The following is a 22857-nucleotide window of genomic DNA, read 5'->3' on the forward strand; positions in this document are numbered from 1 at the left end:
CGAGGTTGTACTTGAATTCTTTCGCTTCGTAGAATCCGCCCTTGATCAAGGTCATTTCAAAGCTTGAAGCCTGCCCGACCCGGGCGGTTTTAAATGTCGCTTCGGAGACGATCCCCGAAAGGTCCCATAGGAAGCCATCCTTGTTATCGATTTCGATCTGGAGCATGACGGTCCCCCTTTACTTTGGCGGCAGTTTCAGTACCGCGCCGTTTTGGATACCTTCCACTTCCGAATCGGAAATCCCATTAAATTCTTGAATTTCGCGGGCACGCGCACTGTCGCCGTAGTACTTTGTAGATATTTTCGTAAGACTGTCCCCATCTTGAAAGGTATGCGTCTCCGGCATGACCCCTTCGTTCGGGCGGTCAGGTTGCTGTTGAACGAGAACGGTCTCCCCTTTGGCATTCACAACAGGCTGAACATTTCTGGCAGAGTAAAAGACGTATTCCTTAAGTGACAGCGTATATTCGATATCACCCGGGGAACCGGCAACTTCTTTCCATTCGAACTTTTCGATTGAGGCCGGAAAGTTAAGGTCTCGATCGCTGGCGTTATCCAGTTTGCCATCTTCGCGACCGCGTCGAACGATATACATAAAACGAATGGGATGCTTGGTTTCCATCCATTTACGGATATCTTTCACGTATTTCATCGGGTCATGAATCCCATCTCTAAGATACAGATACTTCGGATTCGGAGTCAGCTCCGGGATTCCCTGTACAATAAACGGATAGTTATGCGATTTTGAGGGAAAAAAGCTGCTGAAGCTGACCGTCTTCAGCCTCGGGCTCTGAATGACATTAATTTCGCCCGCACGCGTCTCCTCTGTCCCCCCGCCTTTACCAACGATGTTGTACGTTTTCCCTTGGCCTTCCTCCGAAATTTCGATCGATTCGGGGTTAACCGGCAGCCTCCAACCCTCGGCCTGGTTATTAAAGCTCAAATAAATAAAATAATGGTCTTCCATCACGCGTACACCCCTTGAGCGGAATTTGCGATTTCGCGCGACATCACTTCTTCGATGCGCCGGATCATTTCGTTCGCATCGGTCGGCTGGTGAATATCTCCTGTGGTCACCTGTACGGTTGGCGTCAGCGTCACAAAGTTTTGGATGCTCTGAATTTCAGCCAAGTCCCGCATAACCTTTAAGTCTTCGCTGGAAATATCGACTGTATTATCGATTTGGCCGATCGAGTTCACGTGGTTGAGATTAGGAAGCTCGGAGCCAGGCTGTTTGGCCGGTGGCGAATCCTTATTGAGCATATTGTTCCAGCCGCTAAATTGCTGTTTCATATTGGCGCCCTTATCTGCAACAAATTTCATGGCGTTTTCGGCAAAGCTCTTTCCTTGGTTATAGCCATCCAAAACACTTTGCTGCTCTAGCCTATATTTAGACAGATCAAATTTTGGCTTTCCTTGTTCCGGCTTTAAGTCCTCTACCCATTTGCCGTCTATTTGTCCAATGACCGAAATATTTTTGCCAAATGCTTTATTGATTTTTACAATAATCGAATCTATATCTCCGATAATTGTATTGATAAAGTCGAGCACATCTTTTGCCACTTCGTAAATCAAAGTTTTAACGGCGTTTACAGGATCATAAAAAGCGTTTGCCGCAGATTCTACGAAAGTAACAATGATATCCCAAAGCAGGGCAAACACGTTCCGCAGAAATGTATATAAACCGAAAAATACCCCTATCACTATAGCGACAATCTCGCTTGTTGACACGCCGACCTGATTTAAAATATCGATCAGCAACATGATGATTCCGATGATCAACAGTATCGGCCATATTCCAGCAAGCCACTGGATCAGCCAAATGGCAGCAAGAACCAGAAGCACCCCGCCAAGAATAAGCAGAACGTTTTGAACCGTAGTCCAGTTATCCAAGAGAAACTGCACAACAGTTGCCGTTACGCTGGCGATACCATACAGCGCAGCTGAAAGACCGTCGAAGAACGGCTGGAACTTCCCGGATTCAAACGCCTCATTGATCATCGTTACGATTGGCATCAGCGCTGTCAAAGCGGCTTGTCCCGAATTAGCAAAAGCGTTTTTGATGTGATCGCCCAGAGTAGCAATTTGCTCGGTTGGGACATCGGAGATTTTGTCATATACGCCCTGCCCCATATTATTCAGTTCCAAGAGCTTCTCTAGAGCGGAAATGAACCCGTTTGCATCCCCTTTTTGCGTAAGTTCTTCAAAGTTCAAGGACTTTGCTTTATCCGGACTTATCGCAAAACGCTCCAGCAAGGAGTCCATCGCTTTACCGTCTCCGCCAAGAGCATCTTTTATCGCCGAGCCATTCTCTTCAAGTCCTTTTTTCTCCGGATCGAAAAAAGCAAGGCGTTGGGCAATTTTATTAAGCTTGGTAATTTGGTCTGAGTTTTCGGTTACCGACATGAAATTCAAAGAATTCGCCAAGTACTCTTTCACATTCGTCCCCGACTTCATCGCTTCATCTTTTAACATCTCAAACATATCCGTACCGACCTGCTTGCTGCCCGTACGCTTAATGAACATTTCCTTCTGATCCTGCTGCTCCATTGCTCCTCCAACGGTAGCTTGAAACAGCTTTTGAGCATTTTCAAGATTAAGAATTGCAGCGGCTTGCTTCTGAAAGTTTTCCAGCATCCCTGCACTTTCTTTTTTTCCTTTTTTCAACTTATCATTGACTTTGTCTTGAGATTGGGCAAGCTCTTCGTTCTTTTTGGCCGCATCGCTAAAAGAATTTTTTTGCCCCGAGCCATTCTTTATTGCTTGAATAACCCTATACATACGCAAACCGTTTAGTAAGAGAGTCGATACATGCACAGCGTTTTGTAAAAACGAGCCCTTTGACGAATTAGCTTTGTTAGGATCTTGATCTGCTGCATCCGTTTGTGACTTGCCGGAGTTCCCCTTCTTGAAAGGCCCCCATTGCGTCATCTTGTTTTTAAGATTTGTAAACGCACCGGAAAATCTCTTGACGAACGTCTCCTTTTGAGCATCGGGACTGCCTTGTTTTGCAGGTTCCAACGCCACTCTGTGGTCAATCCTTCCCAAGACTTGGGAAAATCGTTTACCGACCGACTCCTTTTGTCCCAAAACTTTGCTGGTACTTTGGCTAGCCTTGCCTGCTTTCAACATTTTTAGCTGTAGCCCTTTAGAGACTTGGTTAAAAATTTTCAAAAGTGCTGAAACTGACGCCATTACTCACCCTACCTCCTTTCTACAACCTAAAAAGAAGCGCCTCATAAGAGACGCTCCTCAAAACCCTTTTTTAGCGCGGGCACGCTTTTCCTTCTCTACCCGCACGTCGATCATGGCGTAGATCGCGGCCCTTTCGTGCCGCGACATGGCCATGAGATCCTGCGGTAAAATGTGAAGCTCGTGGAGGGCATAGTAGGCGTAATTCGCCTCGCCTGCGCCCTCGTTGATCAGTTTTTTACTTCGTCAACCAGCTCGTTCATGTCCTTGTCGAAGCCGTTGAGTTCCTGCACCTTTTGGAGCAGGTTGGCATACTCCCCGGGGAGCAGCATTTTGCGCAGCAACGACTCGGCGCCGAGCACGCCGTACGATTGCTGCAATTCCGCATCCTTCAGATTCGGGAAAACGACGCTGTTCACAGCCAACTTGGCGATATATTCGTTCTGGTCGACCTCGGTGGTGTAGCTGCCGCCTTTGCCTTTGACGCGCTTCGTGACGGCTTTGCGCACCGCCTCGTTTTCCTCCTCCGTCATGCTGCGGAGACGCCAAGGCACCGGAACGCCCTCCCGGTCCTTGAAGCGTTCGGAAATAATAACTTCCTCAATCGTGCTGGCTTCTGCATTTTGGGCAAAAAATACGCTTAAATCGCTCATGAATCATGTCCTCCTGTTAATGTGATTAGTTCATGGAAGGGGCTTTGAAACGATCTTTAATTTCGATACCGTCGAAGGTGAAGGAGATTTCCTCCTCCAACGTGTCGCTTCCGGTATCGAGAGACGCCATAATGACGCTGTCCAGATTGACATTTTTGATAATAACGGTTTGCATTCCAACGGAAGAGGAAGGATCCTCGTTCGTTACCGTAATATCGAAATAAGTATCCTTACCGCTGACCATATATTCATTCATCAGGTCGCGGAAAAGCGTCGTGATATAGTAAATCGTCATGCTGCCGGTGCCCTTCCAGCCCTTCGCCTTGCTTTGCGTTCCCCGGCGGCCGAGTGCCTTAATTTCGGCCTTTTCCTTCTCGACTTTGGCTTCCAGCTTTTTAACGTAGAACATTTCTTCCTTATTTCCGTTAATCGTTGCGTAAGCACGGCCTTCCTGGCCGCTAATCGTATCGCGAGCGTGTAACACTTTTTGATCTGCCATGTTACTTCACCGTCACTTTCATGTAGATTTTTTCGATCGAATCCACCGGCTGGACGTGCAATTCCACATACACGCTGTCCGCGTCCTGGCCTTGAATGACATGCACATCAGTTTGCGAATTGAAATTTTGGATGGCCGCATTCGCCTGCAGCGTTCTCAGGTAAGTGACGACCTCGTTCCACAGCAAATTGCGCCCGTCGTGGTCGTTGCTCACCTTACCGATATAGAACGTCTCGAAAATCCGCTTAATATCGTTGGCGATGCCGTCCAGCACGCGGATTACGCGGTTTTTGGAGAACGCTTTGCCCTTGGTCGGCAGGAAGCTTTTGAACGTGTTCAGGTCCTGCTCGATAATCGCACGGCCTTTGTTTTGCACAAAAACGACCTCACCGCCGCGCAGGGCGGATTCGATTTGGGAGTTCGTGTAACGGATGTCCACGTCCACCGCATCGTCGTACGCTTGGTACGTCAGCGATTGGTTCACCTGCGCCCCGGCCGTAGCCGCAGCTACCCATACCGTCGCTTTCACCGCATCCAGAACGGTGCCGTCCGTCAGCACGACGCCATTTTTGACGCTGATGATGCCTTCAAAATCGGCTGCCGGATAGTTTTCCAGCACGGCCTGCACTTTCTTGCCTTCGGTATCTCGAAGCCGCTTCACGAATGCCGTGTAGACGGATTTCAACGTAGCGTCGCCGGATGCGAGCGCCATCGTTTGGAAGTCGAACACTTCGATCGCTCCGAGATAGTCGGTATGGTCTTGGTTCGTCACGGTGCCGTCAGCACCGCCGGTGAGCGAAGCGCCCGCCGTTGCCGTCAAGTCGCCCGTGCCGCTAAATACGACCCAATCGTTCGCTTTCAGCCCGGCGATATTGGCCACCGTCTGGGAATCGACGGCTTGACCGGCCAGCAGCGTCTTCACGTCGAATTTCGTATTGTCATCGATATTCGCTTGAACGACGACGGACAAATCGTTGCCGCGTACGCCGCCGTGCTTGGCCGTCACCTTCAGCGCGCCGACCGTTGCGGCCGCCTTCGTACCGGCATTCAGACGATACAGCAGCACCGTTTTGGCGCGTTTCAAAGCTTCCCGAACCAGCAGAAGCTGAGGCGCTGCGATATCGTAGCCGAGCAGCGTTTTCACATCGTCTCCAGCACCCACGGTCAGCACCTTTTTCGCTTCGCCCCAGCCGAGCGACAGCGCCATCGTCATAATTCCGCGTTCGCCGGCTGTACCGGCCGGTTTACCTTCACCTTCGAAATTGATGTACACCCCTGGGCGTACTTTGTTTTGAGTTGTCCATGTTCCGCCTGCCATCTATTCCACCGCCTTTTTCAAATATTGTTCGATTTGTTGTTTGACCTGATCGGTCGTATACGTTTCCTCATCTTGCAGCAGAGCGTTCAGCAAATCTTTTTGCTGCGCCGTAAACAGCTTCGACTCCAAAAACTGCTGCTTCGTAAAAGCCGGCAAGCTCTCCTGAACCGCAGCCTGCGCCGCAGTCGTCTCTTCCTTCATGGCTGTCGCTTTCGACGTCCCTTTTTTAATCATGTCGGATATGTTCCTCCTGTACTAAATTTCGCATCGTAGGCACGGCCTCTTTCGGCCGCATTACATGAACCTCGAAGCTCACATAAAAATGAAGCACGTTGTCCGTCAATGTGTAACGCATGCCTGAGCTGCGATACGTATGACCTTCCCACGGGATCAGTTCAAGCCGCTCGTACAATGCATCCCGGACCGTCTCGCAATCGCGAATCAACTGCGGACTGCCCGGAACCGGAAAGTAGGCGATGTCGAACGTCCCCGTCCGGATATACCGGCGGTTCATTACGTGCTTCTGCGCACCTTCCGTTTGCCGAACAAAAAAAGCAGGCTTCGTGAAGCCCTGCTCGACTTGTTCCGTATAGACGCTCGCTGCCGGAAACATTTCCTTGAGCCGTTTCGCAATCCCCTGCTTAATTTCTTCCACGTTCACCACCCCGATAGAAGCCGGATAAAAGCTTCATGAATTGCCGCAGCTTGCGTTTCCGCCTGGCAGCGGCCACACCTCAAAGGGTGCTCCGGAAATCGCCTGCTCGAACTGTACTATCCAGTTTGCGCAACCGCTCCATATCCTCCCTCCCCCTGAAGCCTAATCTTGTGCAACGGAGCGAATGCAAAAAGAGCCGCATCGCTGCGACTCTTTCGTTCGTGTTCCCCTTAGCACAATTATCTTACATTAACATCATAGCACGGGAAAACCGCACTTCGTTACAAAGGTTGTCCATGGTTATTCCAACGCTTTTGCAGCGAAATTCCGACGTTTTTCCATCCCTGCGAGCTCGTCCGCGCAAGTTAAAGTACGATATGCAGACTGAAATAGTATTTGTAGCAAATAAAGTAAAAATAATGTAAAACAAGCGCGGCCAATAACGCTGCCCCGATTCCGCGCGATTTCAAATTGATTATGAACGTATGAATCAAAAAAGTAAGGGCCATACCACTAACGATCATCGTATGGATCGCATTATACGCTGCACCCGCTAATGTGTGTTTATCTACGGAGGAAGCTTCCCAGTAAAAACTAAAGAGCAGCGTCAGAACCCAAAACAAATACAACAATTTCCGGTAAACGGGCATTCCTTTGCTTCCCTTCCAAATTAATAATCGCGGCCAACTCAGCCCCCAACCCCGATACTTTCAATCACCACATACAGCTCCCCGGCGGCATCCCGCACTTCCTCACGCACCGAATCGCAAAGCTTGCGAATATCTTCCTTATATAGAAGCAAAATTTGCGCCGTATAGTAAACGAAGCTGTAAAATGTCTGATCGGAGACGGGATCGTCCTCCCAACGTTCCTCGTCCTCTTCTTCGTCTTCCGGCCAAAGCTCATTTTCATGAAGCAGATCGGTGATCGACGAGAATGGTTCCATGTCGACGACATGGCCTAGCGTATCTGCGCATGCAACCGCAATGGGCTGGCACATGTTCAGCATCGCCACGATAAGCGCATTCAATCGTTCCCGCTTCGGCTCGCTTAATTCCTGCTTCACGGAATCGTTCGCAGCTTCGCCAAGCATCCGCATCGCAAAAATGACGCCGAACGGCGTAGCGTGCCACAGCGTGCTTTGATGCTCAAGCTCCTCGCCCAATCGCTCGGCAGCATGGCCCATCGCTTCCACATCTCCATGAGCTATCGCATGAAACCATTGCGGAAACGCCGCTGCCCGTCCGTAGGAGGAAATCAGGCGCTGCCACGGAATATCTTCCATTTTAACGTTTTTGATGAATGCCAAATCCTGCTGAAGCATCGGTTCCTCCTCATTTCCTCTTTATTGAAAATTAGCTTCATTATAGCACAAGCGAATCCTTCCGCACCGGTCAAGCAGACCCATAACGCAAAAAGAGCCGCAGAACGCTGCGACTCTAGCTAATCAATATTCCGTATTCCTTCAACGCTTTACGTCTCCATCCATAGAAGGTGGATAAGGAAATGCCCAGATCGCATGCGATGTCATTCGGCTCGTTTCCATCCACATACAATAATTTGAGCACTTGTGCGTATTCGTGTTTAAAATCGTCCAAGGTGTCCATGGCACGTTCCATCTGCTCTTTTTGCCGCCCCAGTTCCTGCAGTTCGCTTACCCGTGCCAATATCCCCTGATAGCCGTCCGACGTACCCAGCAGCCCTTCCAATAGAGCCTTGATTCTCGCCTCTGTGCTTCGCAGCGCTTCTTGGTCTGCGCCGGATGCCAGCAGCTTCCGCCACTGCCGGTGCAGGTCTTGCAGCTGTCCGTCCTGGACAATCGTGCCTAGTCGCATCCCGCCGCTGACAGGGTATTTCTCAAGCATCTTGATTCGTCCGACAAGCCGTTTATATCCGCGAAGCTGATCTATAGCCATTTTTTCGTAGTTTTGTTCGAGATTAAGCATCATCATTCCGGTTTGTTCCCCTCTCGTCATTCTCTGGAAGTATGTCCGATCGAACTTACAGCTTAAACTTGCAGCAGCATTCACCCGAACTTTTCCGCCGCGTGGAGCAGCTCGTCAAAATATTCCGTCGGAACGTCCGGCAGCCGTTCGGCGCCGTAGTGCCGGAGGAGCGCCCGAATTTCACATTGACGTCCGGCTTGAACGAGCCCTGCAAACTTCGTCCGGATCATCTCCAAAGTCACCGGTTGACACGGTTCCAAAGGACCTGCTTGCCCACTATAAACCTGTTCCGCCTTGTTGCTCTTCGCCGTTTTTGCGGCAACCTGCCGCCGTTCCCTTACAGGGTTAGCCGGTTGAGCCGCGTTTGCAGCTTCAAGGTTTTGGACGTAATTCGTCATATTCGAGGCGCCTCCATTCGTTAGCATATCGTTCGTTTTACGAAACTAAGAATAAGCTATTAGCTTCAAAATGACAACCATTCAATTTAATCATATAGATTAATTATCACATAAAAACATCCAAAAAACAAACTATTTGCTTAATTTTTCTCCCAATTTCTTCATTTTGAATTTTCCAAAGCTTGATTATTAAGCTAAAAGCTGATATAATGGAAACAAATGTTCTTCTATTAAAAAGCCAGTTCAGAAAAGGTGACATGTCTTATGGGGAATCGGGTGCGGGACATTCGAAAAGCAAGGAATATGGCGGGGACCGTTGTCGCCGAACTGTTGAACATTACGCCTCAATATTATTACGAGATCGAAAGGGGAAAAAAACGGCTGAGCGCCGATATGGCCGGCAAGCTCGCCGCCCATTTTCAAGTGACGACGGATTACCTTCTGGGCTTGTCCGACGAGCCTTCGCCGAACGTATCGGCCATGGAGGAGAAGCGGGACGCGTCTCCCTTGACACCCAAAGAAGAGAAGGACATCGCCCGGGATCTCGAACGAATGCTCAGCGATCTCGAGTCTGATGAAGCACTTGCCTTTCACGGCGAAACCTTGGATGAGGAGAGTAAAGAATTGCTGCGAATATCGCTAGAGAATTCCATGCGGCTTGCCAAGCAATTAGCGAAACAGAAGTTTACCCCGAACAAATATCGAAAATAAAATCGGTACGGGGGTAGAAAAGCAGATGCGAAATTCGAAACAAGCAGCCTTGCAACTGATTAAAAAGTACGGAACGAACAACCCTTTCAAAATCGCATCTCAGAAAAACATCCATGTTCTCTTTGAGCCGCTCGGCAACATTCTCGGTTACTTCAGCACGTACAAACGAATCCGCTGCATCCATATTAACCAAGGCCTGGATAAATCCGGCCAGCGTTTTACGTGCGCCCATGAGCTCGGACACGTGATCCTTCACCCCAAGGTAAATACGCCCTTCCTTCGCAGGAACACGCTCGTTTCGATCGACCGGATCGAGAGCGAAGCCAACCAGTTCGCTGTCGAGCTGCTGATGCCGGACGAGCTCATTCTGGGCGGCATGACGATCTACGAAGCGGCGGCAGCAAGCGGTGTGCCGCAGGAAGTAGCGCATTTAAAGAGTCTCCCGAAGCGGCAGCACAGCATCTGGAAAGGCGAAGACACGTATTTTACCATCTAGCTTGCGTAAGCAACACTCAGAGCCGGTACTTCTTAGCGTAGGAAGCGCCGGCTTTTTCAATATACTCCCCCAGCAGATCCGCAGATAGAAAAATAGACCGCCTCCCACGAGAGAGAACAGTCTAATTGTTGCCTGCTTATTCTGCTATGTCAGCTCGAACCCGCAATCCACTTCCAAAAATAAGGCCATTTCGTACATCGCCGCGAGCCGGTTTCGGTCGTACGTATCCTTGGACATGCTCAGCCTGTCGCATACCTGCGTATCCGTCGGCGTATTGTGCCGCATATACCGCGTTTCGATGATCGACTGCTGCTTATCCGGCAGCAGGCTCAGCGCGATTTCTACGGAATCGCACACGTAACTGCGGTGCATTTGCTCGTTTACATTGTACACGGCGATCTGCGCGGTCGGATCGCTTACCGCATTCGTCGCCCCGTGGTATCGCGGATCATAGCTGGCGGTAACCCGGGCTTCCCGGCGTTCGAAGCTGCTGTATTTGTAGCTCCGGTACAGAGCCAGCCGTTCTTCCATGGCTGCGCGGACAGCTTTTTTTTGCGCAAGCGTGAGCATATCGTTCATAGCGACCACCTTTCGATTCACCCGAATGGTTATTCTTGCAGCGGGCAAGCAACCGCGGGCTGCTGTTCATCGTTTCTTGTTTTGTGTTAGTAACATTATCACATATTCTTGCTATTAGCAACAATATTTCCGATAATATTTACTAATAGCAAGTAAGAGTGTATAATAGAAAAACAAGAAAGGATGTGCGCGGATGAACGTTCAGCAGTTCGGAGCCTATTTAAAAAGCCTAAGAGAGGCCAAAGGGTTGACGCTAACCCAATTGGGCGATCGGATCGGCTACTCAAACCCTTATTTGTCCCAGATCGAAACGGGCAAGAAAAAAAACATGCCCTCTCCCGAGCTGCTGGAGAAGTTGGTCGAACCGCTGGGCGTCGAGTATGCCGATCTGATGGCGGCCGCCGGCTATCGGAAGCTTGCCGACACCCACAAGTACCGGCAGGCGTTCCAAGACCTGCTCGATATTCTCGGTATCGACCTCGACGGGATCGTTCAAGCCCTTCCCGTCATTCCCCGGGCGGCCCTCAAACGATTGGAACAGGAATATCGCCCGTTCTTCGGCGACGATTTTAAGATTACGCCGGACACGCTGCAAGCACTGCTTCAGCAAGATCCGCCGAAGGTTGAGATTTACAAGCTAATCGGCCAATTGGAAGGCATGGCGGAGCAATTCCGAACGCCAGGAGCGGACGCCGAAAAAACCGATACCCAGACGCTCGAGCATCTGTACGATATCGGCAAGTCGCTCCAATATGTGAGCGGCCTTCACTACAACGGCCACTTGCTCACTGATCAAGACCGGCAGCGCATTCTCGGAATGCTCAAGCTTCTGTTCCCGCAATACGAGGAGCAGGCTAATGATTGAGACGGGGCGCTACAAGTGTTCGCGCTCCAGCAATGCCCCTTTTTTCCGAAGCTGCAGCTGCACGAAACCGTACGCGGATGACACGAGCAACACGCAGCCGGAGACGATGTAAACCAGACGAACGCCTATAACGTTTGTTACGATTCCGATCACGGCAATGGATAACATCGAGATGAGCTGGACCAAGGTAGACCGGGCTGCCGCCACTTTAAGCAAGGTATGCTCGTCCGAGCTATTTTGAACCATCGACTCTTGCGCCAGATCGCGGATTTGATAAGCCGGCCCCATCAACAGGACGAGCAGCAGCGCCAACATGCTGTTCGATACAAACCCGTACAGCAGCGTCAGCACACCGAACAGAGACGCTCCCAGCAGCATACTCACGGTCAGCTTTCCCTGCATCCGGCGGGAAAGCCGAAGGACGATCAAACCGCCGACGATGGTGCCCAAATAGTAGCCGCCGTTAATGTATCCCCACCAGGCTTCTCCTTCGTGCAGAGCCTCTTTGACAAAAGTTAACGTGACGGCTCCGATCCAGATCGTGCCGACCCAAGATTCAATCAGATCCATCACGACGAGGAGGCGCAGTCCTTCATGCCTGTAAAGAATTTTCCAGCCTGCCGTCAGTCCGGCCACAAGTCCTGGTTCCGTCCGAATCACCGGCGTTTCATGCTGCTTCCCGTGCCGCTTCAACAGGAACAAACATCCGATCGATACGACGAGCAGAGCAAAAGTAATCCCAAGCGCAGCCCCTTGGCCCAAAACCGTCAGCAGCACGCCACCCAAAGTCCACCCGGCAAATTGGAACGTTTGATCCACCGTCGATAACAAGCCGATTGCTCTCACCCGCTCATTTTCAGGTACGACGGCCCGGAGCAGCGAGCTCTTCACAGGCGAGAACCAACCATTAAAAAAAGAAATGATCGCGAGCAGCACCATGATGACAATCAAGCTCGAAGCCGAAACGTCCTGCGTCAGCATCAGCGCAAGAAACAGGAGAATTACCAGTTGCGTCGTTTGCGAAAAGATCAGCAGCACGGGAAGCCGAAAGCGGTCGGCAAACGACGGCAAAACAACGCCGCTGACCATTCGCGAAATTGCGCTGATTAGCGTCACGGCAGCGGACAACGCCGTCGAACCGGTCTGCGCGTAAAGATGCATGACCACAACCATCGTATAGAGCGCAAAGCCGAGATTAGTTGCCGTTTGGCTGACCAATAAAGCATAAAACGAACGATTCAAGCGCAATCCCCCGCAGATTAAATATACTTTTTATACTTGTATGTATGTTAAATGTGTAGAGTTTATTATAAGCGGGTCGGCTTGAGTAAGCAATAACAATTTGGCACAAAGTTGACTTGGAGCATTCCGCTGTGGTCGGATGAAAAAAACAGATCACTCCTATGAAGGAGGCGATCTGTCCCGCATAATAACTGCTTGATTTTTCTCCAGTACTGTGCGATAATTCCAATACATCTTCCTGCGGGTGTAGTTCAATGGTAGAACTCCAGCTTCCCAAGCTGGTGGCGTGGGTTCGATTCCCATCACCCGCTTACAAGAAAAACCCTTGAAAATTCAAGGGTTTTTCTTTTTTTCAAAGCTTCATCCTCAGCCCCGCTACTTAATCTCCCCGATCTGATCGAACGGATAATAACGGAACAGCGCCTTGCCAACGAGCTTGCTTTTGTCAACGAACGGCGTCGGCCACAGATGCGAATCCTTGCTGTCGTTGCGGTTGTCGCCAAGGAACAAATATTTCCCTTCCGGCACTTGAACCGGGCCGAACTGGTATTTCATCGGCTCCTTCACATAAGGCTCATCCACCTTCTCGCCGTTACGGAACAGCGCGCCGTCCTTCACTTCAATCGTATCGCCCGGCAATCCGATCAGCCGTTTGATGTAGCGTTTGTCTTCTTCTCCCTTGAGCGGCGGATAAAAGACGACGATGTCGCCGAACTTAAAATCGGTCAGCGCGACCATCTTTTCCACAAACACTTTATCGTCGAGCTGAATGGTCGGCAGCATCGAACCGGTCGGCACCTTCATCCCCTGCGCCACGTATGTGTTGAACGAAAAGCTGATGATCACAGCCAAGCCAAGCGGCGCTACCCATTCCTTCGCCCATCGCATCATTCGGTTCAAGAGCTTCTCCCTCGCCTTCTCAACGTCGTTTCTCTTAACTATACCGGATACGAAGGAAAAGAGTATTAAAATAACCTTAAAATTAGAAATTGGCCCGCCCTTCGCCGTACATTTGAAGCAAGCTAGCGAATTAGGTAAAATCAGGAGGGAGCGCACAAAATCATTTGCTCGAGGAGGGATTATCGATGAAATACCGGAAGCTGGGCAAAACAAACATGAAGGTATCCGTCATCGGCGTCGGCACATGGCAGTTCGGCGGCGAATGGGGCAAGCCGTTTACCCAGGAAGAAGCGGATGCAATTTTGGACGAAGCCAAGGCGTGCGGCATCAACCTGATCGACACGGCGGAATGCTACGGGGACCATACGTCCGAATCGCTCATCGGAAGCTACATTTCCCGGGGTCGGCGCGAAGACTGGATCATTGCCACCAAGTTCGGGCATCAATTTCACGCCCATCTGGACCGGAGTCAGGAATGGTCGCCGCAAGCAGTGCTTGCTCAGCTCGATGCCTCGCTCAAAGCGCTACGGACGGACTACATAGATCTTTATCAGTTTCATTCGGGCACAGACGAAGCCTTCGATCAGGACGAGCTGTGGACCTTGCTGGATAAACAAGTACAGGCGGGAAAAATACGGCATCTCGGCACATCCATCGGCAGCAACGACAACCTCCATCAAACGGACGCCTCCGAACGCGTGAATTCGAAGGTAATTCAAGTCGTTTACAACCGGCTCGACCGCAAGCCCGAGGAGCGGGTCTTCCCGTCCTGCGAGCGCCAAGGACTCGGCGTGCTGGCGCGCGTGCCGCTGGCCAGCGGCTACCTGAGCGGCAAATACAATCCCGGCGCCTCGTTCGCGGAGAACGACGTCCGCCATCGGCACGACCCGGAGCAAACGCGGTTGAAGCTGGAGGAAGTGAAGCGCATCCGCGAGCACGAAGTGCCGGAAGGCATGGACATGGCAACTTGGGCGCTGGCTTGGTGCCTGAAACATCCTGCGGTCAGTGCGGTAATCCCGGGCTGCAAAAGCCGCCAGCAGGTCATCGCCAACGCCGCTGCCGCGAAGTATGTCGGCGACGGTCACCCGCAGGCTTGGCAGGAAACAAACGCCTAAGCATCCGAATCGGTCGCTACCATGCCTCCAGGAAGGAAGCCAAGGCCCCTCTTGCAGCCAAACAACACAGAAGCGTTCCGGCCCTCGCATTGGACGGGGACTGGAACGCTTCTGTATTTCCGTCAAGCGGGAGGCCGCAGCATCAGATCGGTGAATTCGTTTGCCGGAACCGGCTTGCTGTAAATATAGCCTTGAATTTCCCGGCATTTGATATCGAGCAGGAAGGAGAGCTGCTCCTCCGTCTCGACCCCTTCGGCAATAACGTTCAGCTTCAGACTGGACGCCATGGCCATAATCGCCTGGACGATGGCAGCGTCGTCGGGATCGACCGTAATGTCGCGGACGAACTGCTGCGCAATTTTGAGCTTGTCGATCGGAAACTTCTTAAGATAATTGAGGGACGAATAGCCGGTGCCGAAATCGTCCATCGAGATATGTACGCCGAGCTCGCGCAAGGTTTGCAGCTTTTGAATGACTTGATCCACATGGTACATCGCAATGCCTTCGGTAATTTCCAGCTCCAAATACCGCGGCTCCAGCCCGCTTTCCTGCAGCGCATCGAGAACGACTTGGACGAAATCGTGCTGGTGAAACTGAATCGGGGAAATGTTCACCGCCATCTTCAGCGGCGGAAACCCGGCGAGCTGCCATGCCTTGTTCTGCTTACAGGCCGTGCGCAGCACCCATTGTCCGATCGGAATGATCAATCCCGTCTCTTCGGCCAGCGGAATAAATTCGCCCGGCGGGATAAAACCAAGCCGCGGATGATTCCAACGGATGAGCGCTTCCATTCCGTTCATGCGGGTCGTAAAAATATCGACCTGCGGCTGGTAATACAGGACGAACTCCTCCTGCTCCAACGCTTTGTTCAGCCACTCTTCCATCACCAGCTTCTGGATGACCGTATCGTTCATCTCGGCCTTGTAGAACTGGTAGCCGTTTTTTCCGAGCTCCTTGGCCCGGTACATGGCCGTATCGGCATTTTTCATGAGCGTAATGGGATCTTCCCCGTCCTGCGGATACATCGCGATTCCGATACTGCAGCCCACACGAAGCTCGTGGCCGTCTATGGCAAAGGGCTGGCTGAGCAGATGAATGATTTGCTGCGCCACCTTCTCGGCATCCTGCGGCTGTGACGTATCCTTGATCAGCACAGTGAACTCGTCTCCGCCCTGCCGCGACACGCAATCGCCTGCCTGCAGTCCGCTTTTAAGCCGTTCCGCGGCTTCCGTCAACAGGAGATCGCCGAACGCATGGCCGAACGTATCGTTGACGTTCTTAAACCGGTCCAGATCGATGAACATGACGGACAGCTTGCGCCCCGACAGCTTGGCCTTCCGGATCGACATGCCGACGGTTTGTTGGAACTTCTGGCGGTTCGGCAGCCCGGTCAGCATATCGTGATAGGCGAGGTACGTAAGCTGGCGTACCGTAAACTCCCGGTTGCGCATATCCGTCAGCACAAAGTAAAGGATTGGTGTCGTGAGCAGAGCGAGACCCGTCAGATCGGCCGTTGTTCTCATCAAGTCAGCGGTTTGCCACGACGCATAGCGCACCGCCAATTCCACAATCTCTGCGAACGCCATAATAACGATGGCCGGGGCCAGCGCCCGAACCGGATTGACACTGTTTTTCCGAACGGCCGCATGAAGGATCGGGGCGACCAACAGCACGGTCAAGCCCGATGTAATGAAGTCCAACGGGTCATTAGGTACGCCAAGCAACTGTTTGAGCGAAAGCAGTACGATTTCCGCACCGGCCATGACGCACCCCAGATGCAGAATCGCAGCGTGCCGATACAGTTTATGCCGCCATTCCCGCAGCAGACCCGAACCTACAGGACTCCGTTTTTTTGCCATGTCGATCCTCTGCTTCCTCTGATGAAGGGTTTTCTTTTATTCTAATTCCCCAGAACCAAAAGGACAAGAGGACTTTAGTCATAAAGACCCATATTCACCGACATAAAACGATAAAGTTCAATCATTGTCGAAATTCCGATCAATAAACTCGGAACATATGTTCATATACCGTTTCATCGTCATTGCTGTCAAGAACCCGTACCTCCAGCTTCCATTGGCCGGGATAAGGCAAATAAGCGCCGCGCGTTTTGTACGTATGTCTTTTTAACCCAAACGACTCCTCGAAGCTCACATCCTCCGTATATTCGACAGGCACCACGAGCGGCGCAATTTCCGGATTGTCCGTCGCCTGCAGCTTCATGATCACCTGCTTCGGTTTGCCGAGCTTTTCGGGGAGCCACACTTTAACGGCAAAATCGTTGACGCCCGGCACGTTCGGACTGACCTGCGCGGTCATATGGATCTTCTCGCCCATCACATGCCAGTTCATCGGCTCGTTGGCCGGAAGCGGGGTTAAGTAAGTAAATACGCCGACGACGCCGACAATAAGCGTCATCAGCACGGCATCGACTCCAAGCAGGCGGCCTGCACTCTGTTTGTCGCTTTTGCGGAACAAGAAGCGGATCAGCGCCGCAGTCACAACGACCAACAGCACAAGCCCGGTCTTCGCCAGAAGCAGCTTGCCCCACCCGGTCTCCACGATATGCCGTACGTCCGGGAGAAAAATGAACACGGTCAGCACACCGGAGACGGTCAGCAGCAAGATGCTAATCAGCGCCGCCGTAGAGAAGCGCGGAAGGAATCGTTTGCCCACTTCCTTATCCGTACGCCACAAGACGAGCAGCATCAGCAGACCTCCGACCCATACCGAAGAGGCGGCCAGATGAAGCCAATCCAGCACGAGCGTTTCGCTTTTCGGTTCAAAAGCGGCCGCATGCCCGAGCAGGCTTTTGGCGAACCAGACGAGCGCAAGCCAGATATAGTCAAGAAAGACGCTGCGGTACAGGACGACAAAGGACAGCAGCGCCAGCAGCAAACCTCCGAGCCAGGCGTAGCCGACCGTCGTTTGGGTGAACAAACGGATCAGACCTTCCGCTCCCCCGTCGCCGATCAGATCGCCCATATGCGCCCACATGAACAAAATATATGCAATCAAATAGAGCTGCTGCAGCCGTTCCGCCCACTGTTTCAGCCGGACGCGGGACGGATCCGTTTTTTCTCCGGGAGCGAACCAGCGCAGCCAGAGCAGCCAGCCCGTAAAACCGAGCAAAGCCAAATAAAACAAAATGCGCGAACCGAATTGCAGTACATCCTTCACTCCAAACGTACTCATCGGACCATCGTGGCGGTGCAAGTGCTCGATCGCAGGCGCGCTGCCGCTAACGCCCGACGGCTGGTCCAAACTTTGGCCGACCGCAAACAAATAAGTACCGTCCACGGGATGCCCGTCCGCCGAGATGACGTGATAAGTCACCACATAGATGCCTTTGGTCAGTCCGGGTAGATCTAGGGTCAAGGTTGTGCGGGTATCGTTCATCACAGCCGCTTTGTCCGTCACCTTGCGCTTGCTGCCGTCGTAAACCCTTAAATAGTACAGCCCCTCCTCCAGACGTTCGTTAAACGTCAAGACCACCTGCTCCGGCGGCTTCTCCAGTTCCGCACCGTTTGCCGGAACCGTCTGTACGAGGGAGGCGTGCGCACCGGCCGGGGCCGCAGACCCAAACAGATACATGAAGCCGAACCCGACGATCAGCAGCCATAAGGCGAGCCTCCTGTACGTCTCTCCCCATTTCCCTCTCCATTCCATTCGTGACTCCTCCTATCGTTCACCGGAGACCCGGTGTCATCATCCCATGACCTCGATTTTGCTCGCAAAAAAAGGCAGGTTTCCCGCAGCCCATAGTAAATGTAGCATAAAACGCAATAACAAACCAAATTCGGCGTTTTTTCGCGATTTTGTCCTAATCTTTTGGCGATTCTCGGCCGAAATAATAGATTGACAGAGAAGCGGCGATGCGGTAAATTCATGATATTGCTTCGCGAAAACAACTACATATTGTAGGTGAAAGAATCAAGAACTACGACATATTGTGGAAACTCGTTAGGGTATCGCTATTGATAATGAAGCCGCACCCGCACGGTTCGTCAGGCCTGATCGATGACGGACCGGCAGAACGACAGGAAGACGCTTCAGAAGCGGGAACCCTGCCCGTTGCCAGACATTAACGCTTCGTACGAAGCGTTAGCGGCATGCGTCTGCCTGCAAGGCGGCGGCATGCTTTTTTTCTTTGAACATTCCTAAGGAGCTGAATGCATGATCATCGTAAAACGGGACGGCACGAAGGAAGAACTCGTGTTCGCAAAAATGAAAAAAGTCATCGACTTCGCGTGCGAAACTTATCCGGAATGCGATCCGCTGGAGCTGGAAACCGCTCTGCTGCCCTTGTTCCGCAACGGGATTACAACCAAGGAAATCCAGCGCCTGCTCATTCAGGTTGCCGTGGAAAAAACAAGCGTCGAGCAGCCGAATTGGCAGTACGTCGCCGCCAAGCTGCTTTCCTACGATCTTTATAAGGAAGCCCGCTTAAACCGTAAATACGGCCATTTCGGCTACGGCGATCTGTATTCGCTGATCACCTATTTGACCGATATGGGCTTGTACGGCAAATACATTCTGGAGCATTACAGCCGGGAAGAAATTCAGGAACTCGGCACTTACATCAAGCCGGAGCGCGATTACCTGCTGAACTACATCGGCCTCAAAACGCTCGCCGACCGCTATTTGATCAAGGGACTGGACAAAGAAGTGCTGGAGCTGCCGCAGGAGCTGTTCATGGGCGTTGCGATGCACCTGGCCATGAAGGAAACGGATAAGCTGCGTTGGGCGAAGCAGTTCTACGACGTGCTCAGCAATCTGGAGATGACTGTGGCGACGCCGACGCTGGCGAACGCTCGCAAGCCACTGCATCAGCTCTCCAGCTGTTTTATCGATACGGTCCCGGACAACCTGTGGGGTATCTACAACGTAGACCAAAGCTTCGCGCAGGTATCCAAGCACGGCGGCGGCATGGGCATCTATGTCGGCAAAGTGCGCAGCCGCGGTTCCAACATCCGCGGATTCAAGGGCGTCGCCGGCGGCGTCGTGCCTTGGATCAAGAACTACAACAATACGGCCATCGCCGTCGACCAGTTGGGCGTCCGTTCCGGAGCCGTCGCCGTCTACCTTGACGTGTGGCATAAGGATATTTTGGACTTCCTGAACCTCAAGACGAACAACGGCGACGATCGGATGAAGGCCCACGACATTTTCCCGGGCGTCTGCATCCCCGATCTGTTCATGAAAACGGTCGAGGAACGCGGCACGTGGTACTTGTTCGATCCGCACGAAGTGCGCAAGATCAAGGGCTACTCCATCGAAGATTCGTGGGGCGAGGAATTCGAAAGACGCTACTGGGATTGCGTGAACGACGACAAAATTTCGAAGGACGAAATTCCGGCCATCGACATTATGAAGCGCATCCTGACCAGCTCGTTCGAAACCGGCACGCCGTTCGTATTCTTCCGCGATACGGTCAACCGCGCCAACCCGAACAAGCACAAAGGCATGATTTATTGCTCGAACCTGTGTACCGAAATTTGCCAAAATATGAGTGCCACCGAGATGATCCAAACGGAACACGAGGACGGCATCATTACGACGAAGGTGAAAAGCGGAGATTTCGTCGTCTGCAACCTGTCGTCGACCAACCTCGGCCGCGTCTATACGAAGGAAGACATCGAGCGCGTCGTCACGACGCAGATGCGGATGATGGACAACGTCATCGACCTGAACTATTACCCGATTCCGCAAGCGGAAATTACGAATAAAAAGTACCGCGCCGTCGGCCTCGGCTCCAGCGGGTACCATCAAATGCTGGCTCAGCTCAAAATTCAATGGGAATCCGACGAGCACGTGCAGAAAGCCGACGAAGTGTACGAGTGGATGAACTACTACGCCATCAAAGCTTCGATGGAAATCGCCAAAGAAAAAGGCGCCTACCCCGTATTCGAGGGCAGTGAATGGCAGACCGGCGAATACTTCGAAGCCCGCGGCTACAACAGCCCGGAATGGCTCGAATTGAAGGAACAGGTCGCGAAACACGGCGTCCGCAACGGCTGGATGTTCGCCATCGCGCCAACGGCGTCCACCTCGCTCATCGCCGGCTCGACGGCCGGGATCGACCCGATCTTCAACAAGTTTTTCGTCGAAGAGAAGAAGAACGCCGTCATCCCGCAAACCGCGCCGAACCTGAACCCGGAAACGATGTGGTTTTACAAGGAAGCGCACCGGATCGACCAGCACTGGAGTATCCGGGCTGCCGGCGCCCGTCAGCGCCATATCGACCAATCGCAATCGTTCAACCTGTACATCACACCGGAGCTGTCCGCCCGCGAGTTCTTGGAAATGTACATGGCCGCATGGAAGCATGGCCTGAAAACCGTCTACTACTGCCGCAACAAAAGCCTCGAAGTCGAGGATTGCGTAAGCTGCAGCGCGTAAACGAACTACCAACAATCCGTTAGGGCCGGGCGCGCTTGAGCGCCCCCTCCTCAACGAAAAAGCCCGGAGTTCGCGGGCGGCAGCGAAGCGCGCTACCCAATGAACTCCAACGCTCTAAACGTAAAGCGTGTACATAGGACTCTTTGCAAATGCAAAGAGTCTTATGTACGAAAGCGATCCACTATCAACCGTCTCTCATATGCACAACTTCACTCAACCGACCCATTCCGGGGTCCAGGGGGCCGGCGCCCCATGGGGTCCTCCCTACTAGGGAGGATTTAGGAGGGTCATTCGACTTTAGGGGGTAGACCAACCAATGGAGCTTCAAAAGAAAAAGCTGTTTAACGAGCACGGCGACCGGGATTGGGGCAAGCGCCGCATGATCGGCGGCAACACGACGAACCTGATTGAGCTGAACAACGTCAAATACGACTGGGCAACCAAAATGTACCGCACGATGATGAACAACTTCTGGATTCCCGAAGAAATCCCGCTCGCGCAAGATGCGAAGGACTACAAATTCCTATCGCCCGTGGAACGCCAAAGCTACGATAAGATCATCAGCTTCCTGATCTTTCTCGATTCGCTGCAAACGGCCAACCTGCCGAATATCAACGAGTACATCACCGCTCCGGAAGTCAACCTGTGCCTGACGGTACAGACATTTCAGGAAGCCGTGCACAGCCAGAGCTATTCGTACATTCTCGACAGCGTCTGCTCGGCGGAAGTGCGCGACGACATCTATAACCAATGGCGCGAGGACAAGCATCTGCTGCGCCGCAACCGGTTCATCACCGACCTGTACGAACGGTTCATCGAGACGCCTTCCACGGAAAACCTGATGCGCACCATCATGGCCAACTACATTCTCGAAGGCATTTATTTTTACAGCGGCTTCAGCTTCTTCTATGCGCTTGGACGCCAAGGCAAGATGCTCGGCACCGTCTCGGAGATCAAGTACATTCAGCGCGACGAGTTGACCCATCTGGCGCTGTTCCAGAACATTTTCCGCGAAATCCGCAAGGAAAATCCGGAGCTGTTCACCGACGAGCTGATTGAAGATCTGCGCCAGATGATGAAGACGGCCGTCCAGCACGAGATCGAATGGGGCCAATACATCACCAACAACAACATTCACGGTCTGAGCAACGACATCATCGACCAGTACATCAAATATTTGTCCAACGAGCGCCTGCGCAAGCTCGGCCTGGAAATTTTGTACCCCGAAGTCGTCGAGCATCCGATGAAATGGGTCGAGACGTTCAGCAACATGAACAGCATGAAGACGGACTTTTTCGAGCAAAAGGTGACCAACTACAGCAAATCGTCCAACCTGAACTGGGACGACCTGTAAGCCGGACCCCCAACGCGCTTACCGACTAACGAAAGCATCCCGCTTCCTTTGCCTTGACGGCAGCGAAGCGGGATGCTTTTTCGTTTAATCCATCTGCTTTTATAAAGAAGACATATGCTTTTTCCGTTCCGTCTGCAGCTCGTGGCAGACCGTCTCCAGCTCCTTCGCGAGCCGCGTCAGCCCTTCCGTCGAAGCGGTGATCGACTCCATCGCCGACAGCTGCTCCTGCGACGAGGAGAGCACATGATTCGCCCCTGCCGCACTGTCGTCGGAAATGCGCGCCACCTCGTTCAAGGCCGCCGTCACCTGCTCCGACCCTGCCGACATTTGCTGGGCAGCCGCCGAAATATCCTGGATTTGATCGCATACTTTTTTCGCTTCGTCTACAATGAGCCGGAATACGTCTCCGGCTTCGTTCACCGCCGTATGGCTCGTTTCGACCTGACCGGCGCTTGCGCGCATTACCGATACGGCGGATACCGTCCCCCGCTGAAATTCTTCGATCCGCTGCTGCGAGTTGCCCCGCCGACGCCTC

22 protein-coding genes and 1 tRNA gene are annotated in these 22857 nt (G+C 52.3%); 7 read left to right on the top strand and 16 right to left on the bottom strand.

Annotation, left to right across the window (positions count from 1 at the left end; translation table 11 throughout):
- Positions 1 to 178: 178 nt before the first annotated feature.
- The 10 genes from QJ48_RS26820 to QJ48_RS26870 form a co-directional block, all read right to left on the bottom strand.
- Positions 179 to 967 (bottom strand): LysM domain-containing protein, encoded by a 789-nt coding sequence (locus QJ48_RS26820; RefSeq protein ID WP_054976463.1) that lies wholly within the window; start codon positions 965 to 967, stop codon positions 179 to 181.
- On the bottom strand, positions 967 to 3195 hold the full coding sequence (locus QJ48_RS26825) for a hypothetical protein (RefSeq protein ID WP_054976464.1): 2229 nt from the start codon (positions 3193 to 3195) through the stop codon (positions 967 to 969). Before QJ48_RS26825 ends, QJ48_RS26820 begins: the two co-directional genes overlap by 1 nt.
- Before the next feature lie 227 nt (positions 3196 to 3422).
- Positions 3423 to 3845 (bottom strand): phage tail assembly chaperone, encoded by a 423-nt coding sequence (locus tag QJ48_RS26830; protein WP_054976465.1) that lies wholly within the window; start codon positions 3843 to 3845, stop codon positions 3423 to 3425.
- Positions 3846 to 3870: 25 nt separating this feature from the next.
- Positions 3871 to 4344 (bottom strand): phage tail tube protein, encoded by a 474-nt coding sequence (locus tag QJ48_RS26835; protein WP_036687701.1) that lies wholly within the window; start codon positions 4342 to 4344, stop codon positions 3871 to 3873.
- Position 4345: 1 nt separating this feature from the next.
- Positions 4346 to 5662, bottom strand: coding sequence for a phage tail sheath family protein (locus tag QJ48_RS26840; RefSeq protein WP_054976466.1), 1317 nt, complete (start codon positions 5660 to 5662; stop codon positions 4346 to 4348).
- Complete coding sequence (locus QJ48_RS26845) at positions 5663 to 5896, bottom strand: hypothetical protein (RefSeq protein WP_237763071.1); 234 nt, start codon at positions 5894 to 5896, stop codon at positions 5663 to 5665. It abuts the gene before it with no gap.
- Complete coding sequence (locus tag QJ48_RS26850) at positions 5889 to 6317, bottom strand: DUF6838 family protein (protein ID WP_054976467.1); 429 nt, start codon at positions 6315 to 6317, stop codon at positions 5889 to 5891. Before QJ48_RS26850 ends, QJ48_RS26845 begins: the two co-directional genes overlap by 8 nt.
- 688 nt (positions 6318 to 7005) lie before the next feature.
- Positions 7006 to 7641: a hypothetical protein gene (locus QJ48_RS26860; protein WP_054976469.1), complete on the bottom strand. Its 636-nt coding sequence runs from the start codon at positions 7639 to 7641 to the stop codon at positions 7006 to 7008.
- Positions 7642 to 7756: 115 nt separating this feature from the next.
- Positions 7757 to 8269: a DUF1492 domain-containing protein gene (locus tag QJ48_RS26865; protein WP_054976470.1), complete on the bottom strand. Its 513-nt coding sequence runs from the start codon at positions 8267 to 8269 to the stop codon at positions 7757 to 7759.
- Positions 8270 to 8343: 74 nt separating this feature from the next.
- Positions 8344 to 8661, bottom strand: a complete 318-nt coding sequence (locus QJ48_RS26870; protein WP_054976471.1) for a hypothetical protein — start codon at positions 8659 to 8661, stop codon at positions 8344 to 8346.
- A gap of 264 nt (positions 8662 to 8925) precedes the next feature.
- On the opposite strand from QJ48_RS26870, the gene QJ48_RS26875 reads away from it, so the two are divergent.
- Entirely contained in the window at positions 8926 to 9372 is a 447-nt protein-coding gene (locus QJ48_RS26875) for a helix-turn-helix domain-containing protein (protein ID WP_054976472.1), read from the top strand.
- Between the two features lie 25 nt (positions 9373 to 9397).
- Complete coding sequence (locus QJ48_RS26880; RefSeq protein ID WP_054976473.1) at positions 9398 to 9868, top strand: ImmA/IrrE family metallo-endopeptidase; 471 nt, start codon at positions 9398 to 9400, stop codon at positions 9866 to 9868.
- Positions 9869 to 10012: 144 nt separating this feature from the next.
- On the opposite strand, the gene QJ48_RS26885 is transcribed toward QJ48_RS26880, so the two are convergent.
- Positions 10013 to 10447, bottom strand: a complete 435-nt coding sequence (locus QJ48_RS26885; RefSeq protein ID WP_054976474.1) for a hypothetical protein — start codon at positions 10445 to 10447, stop codon at positions 10013 to 10015.
- A gap of 193 nt (positions 10448 to 10640) precedes the next feature.
- On the opposite strand from QJ48_RS26885, the gene QJ48_RS26890 reads away from it, so the two are divergent.
- Positions 10641 to 11312: a helix-turn-helix domain-containing protein gene (locus QJ48_RS26890; protein ID WP_054976475.1), complete on the top strand. Its 672-nt coding sequence runs from the start codon at positions 10641 to 10643 to the stop codon at positions 11310 to 11312.
- 9 nt (positions 11313 to 11321) lie between these two features.
- Here the strand turns inward: QJ48_RS26890 and QJ48_RS26895 are convergent, their stop codons facing one another.
- Positions 11322 to 12554: an MFS transporter gene (locus tag QJ48_RS26895; RefSeq protein ID WP_054976476.1), complete on the bottom strand. Its 1233-nt coding sequence runs from the start codon at positions 12552 to 12554 to the stop codon at positions 11322 to 11324.
- A gap of 240 nt (positions 12555 to 12794) precedes the next feature.
- On the opposite strand from QJ48_RS26895, the gene QJ48_RS26900 reads away from it, so the two are divergent.
- Positions 12795 to 12865 (top strand) — tRNA-Gly (locus tag QJ48_RS26900).
- 64 nt (positions 12866 to 12929) lie between these two features.
- Here the strand turns inward: QJ48_RS26900 and lepB are convergent.
- On the bottom strand, positions 12930 to 13445 hold the full coding sequence (lepB, locus tag QJ48_RS26905) for a signal peptidase I (RefSeq protein ID WP_082420695.1): 516 nt from the start codon (positions 13443 to 13445) through the stop codon (positions 12930 to 12932).
- Between the two features lie 194 nt (positions 13446 to 13639).
- Between lepB and QJ48_RS26910 the strand changes: the two genes are divergently transcribed.
- Positions 13640 to 14569, top strand: coding sequence for an aldo/keto reductase (locus QJ48_RS26910; RefSeq protein WP_054976478.1), 930 nt, complete (start codon positions 13640 to 13642; stop codon positions 14567 to 14569).
- Positions 14570 to 14691: 122 nt separating this feature from the next.
- Here QJ48_RS26910 and QJ48_RS26915 read toward each other — a convergent pair whose 3' ends face one another.
- Together QJ48_RS26915 and QJ48_RS26920 are read right to left on the bottom strand one after the other, a co-directional pair.
- Positions 14692 to 16428, bottom strand: coding sequence for a bifunctional diguanylate cyclase/phosphodiesterase (locus QJ48_RS26915; protein ID WP_054976479.1), 1737 nt, complete (start codon positions 16426 to 16428; stop codon positions 14692 to 14694).
- Positions 16429 to 16567: 139 nt separating this feature from the next.
- The gene (locus QJ48_RS26920) at positions 16568 to 18235 is read right to left on the bottom strand and encodes a copper resistance CopC/CopD family protein (protein ID WP_054976480.1); all 1668 of its coding nucleotides are present in this window, start codon (positions 18233 to 18235) and stop codon (positions 16568 to 16570) included.
- 507 nt (positions 18236 to 18742) lie between these two features.
- Between QJ48_RS26920 and QJ48_RS26925 the strand changes: the two genes are divergently transcribed.
- Positions 18743 to 20968 carry a ribonucleoside-diphosphate reductase subunit alpha gene (locus QJ48_RS26925; RefSeq protein ID WP_054976481.1) on the top strand — a complete coding sequence of 742 codons (2226 nt, stop codon included), beginning with the start codon at positions 18743 to 18745 and terminating at the stop codon, positions 20966 to 20968.
- Between the two features lie 316 nt (positions 20969 to 21284).
- Positions 21285 to 22322 carry a ribonucleotide-diphosphate reductase subunit beta gene (locus QJ48_RS26930; protein ID WP_010499619.1) on the top strand — a complete coding sequence of 346 codons (1038 nt, stop codon included), beginning with the start codon at positions 21285 to 21287 and terminating at the stop codon, positions 22320 to 22322.
- Between the two features lie 99 nt (positions 22323 to 22421).
- Here the strand turns inward: QJ48_RS26930 and QJ48_RS26935 are convergent.
- The coding region (locus QJ48_RS26935) for a methyl-accepting chemotaxis protein (RefSeq protein WP_237763072.1) at positions 22422 to 22857 on the bottom strand (436 nt) is incomplete at its 5' end.

The sequence above is a fragment of the Paenibacillus sp. A3 genome (genome assembly GCF_001399685.1).
Classification (GTDB): domain Bacteria; phylum Bacillota; class Bacilli; order Paenibacillales; family NBRC-103111; genus Paenibacillus_G.

What these genes read in the sequence shown, in the direction of transcription:
- QJ48_RS26820 (WP_054976463.1), bottom strand. Translation starts at nt 967, where the DNA reads ATGGAAGACCATTATTTTATTTATTTGAGCTTTAATAACCAGGCCGAG.
- QJ48_RS26825 (WP_054976464.1), bottom strand. Translation starts at nt 3,195, where the DNA reads ATGGCGTCAGTTTCAGCACTTTTGAAAATTTTTAACCAAGTCTCTAAA.
- QJ48_RS26830 (WP_054976465.1), bottom strand. Translation starts at nt 3,845, where the DNA reads ATGAGCGATTTAAGCGTATTTTTTGCCCAAAATGCAGAAGCCAGCACG.
- QJ48_RS26835 (WP_036687701.1), bottom strand. Translation starts at nt 4,344, where the DNA reads ATGGCAGATCAAAAAGTGTTACACGCTCGCGATACGATTAGCGGCCAG.
- QJ48_RS26840 (WP_054976466.1), bottom strand. Translation starts at nt 5,662, where the DNA reads ATGGCAGGCGGAACATGGACAACTCAAAACAAAGTACGCCCAGGGGTG.
- QJ48_RS26845 (WP_237763071.1), bottom strand. Translation starts at nt 5,896, where the DNA reads ATGATTAAAAAAGGGACGTCGAAAGCGACAGCCATGAAGGAAGAGACG.
- QJ48_RS26860 (WP_054976469.1), bottom strand. Translation starts at nt 7,641, where the DNA reads ATGCTTCAGCAGGATTTGGCATTCATCAAAAACGTTAAAATGGAAGAT.
- QJ48_RS26865 (WP_054976470.1), bottom strand. Translation starts at nt 8,269, where the DNA reads ATGATGATGCTTAATCTCGAACAAAACTACGAAAAAATGGCTATAGAT.
- QJ48_RS26870 (WP_054976471.1), bottom strand. Translation starts at nt 8,661, where the DNA reads ATGACGAATTACGTCCAAAACCTTGAAGCTGCAAACGCGGCTCAACCG.
- QJ48_RS26875 (WP_054976472.1), top strand. Translation starts at nt 8,926, where the DNA reads ATGGGGAATCGGGTGCGGGACATTCGAAAAGCAAGGAATATGGCGGGG.
- QJ48_RS26880 (WP_054976473.1), top strand. Translation starts at nt 9,398, where the DNA reads ATGCGAAATTCGAAACAAGCAGCCTTGCAACTGATTAAAAAGTACGGA.
- QJ48_RS26885 (WP_054976474.1), bottom strand. Translation starts at nt 10,447, where the DNA reads ATGAACGATATGCTCACGCTTGCGCAAAAAAAAGCTGTCCGCGCAGCC.
- QJ48_RS26890 (WP_054976475.1), top strand. Translation starts at nt 10,641, where the DNA reads ATGAACGTTCAGCAGTTCGGAGCCTATTTAAAAAGCCTAAGAGAGGCC.
- lepB (WP_082420695.1), bottom strand. Translation starts at nt 13,445, where the DNA reads ATGATGCGATGGGCGAAGGAATGGGTAGCGCCGCTTGGCTTGGCTGTG.
- QJ48_RS26910 (WP_054976478.1), top strand. Translation starts at nt 13,640, where the DNA reads ATGAAATACCGGAAGCTGGGCAAAACAAACATGAAGGTATCCGTCATC.
- QJ48_RS26915 (WP_054976479.1), bottom strand. Translation starts at nt 16,428, where the DNA reads ATGGCAAAAAAACGGAGTCCTGTAGGTTCGGGTCTGCTGCGGGAATGG.
- QJ48_RS26920 (WP_054976480.1), bottom strand. Translation starts at nt 18,235, where the DNA reads ATGGAATGGAGAGGGAAATGGGGAGAGACGTACAGGAGGCTCGCCTTA.
- QJ48_RS26925 (WP_054976481.1), top strand. Translation starts at nt 18,743, where the DNA reads ATGATCATCGTAAAACGGGACGGCACGAAGGAAGAACTCGTGTTCGCA.
- QJ48_RS26930 (WP_010499619.1), top strand. Translation starts at nt 21,285, where the DNA reads ATGGAGCTTCAAAAGAAAAAGCTGTTTAACGAGCACGGCGACCGGGAT.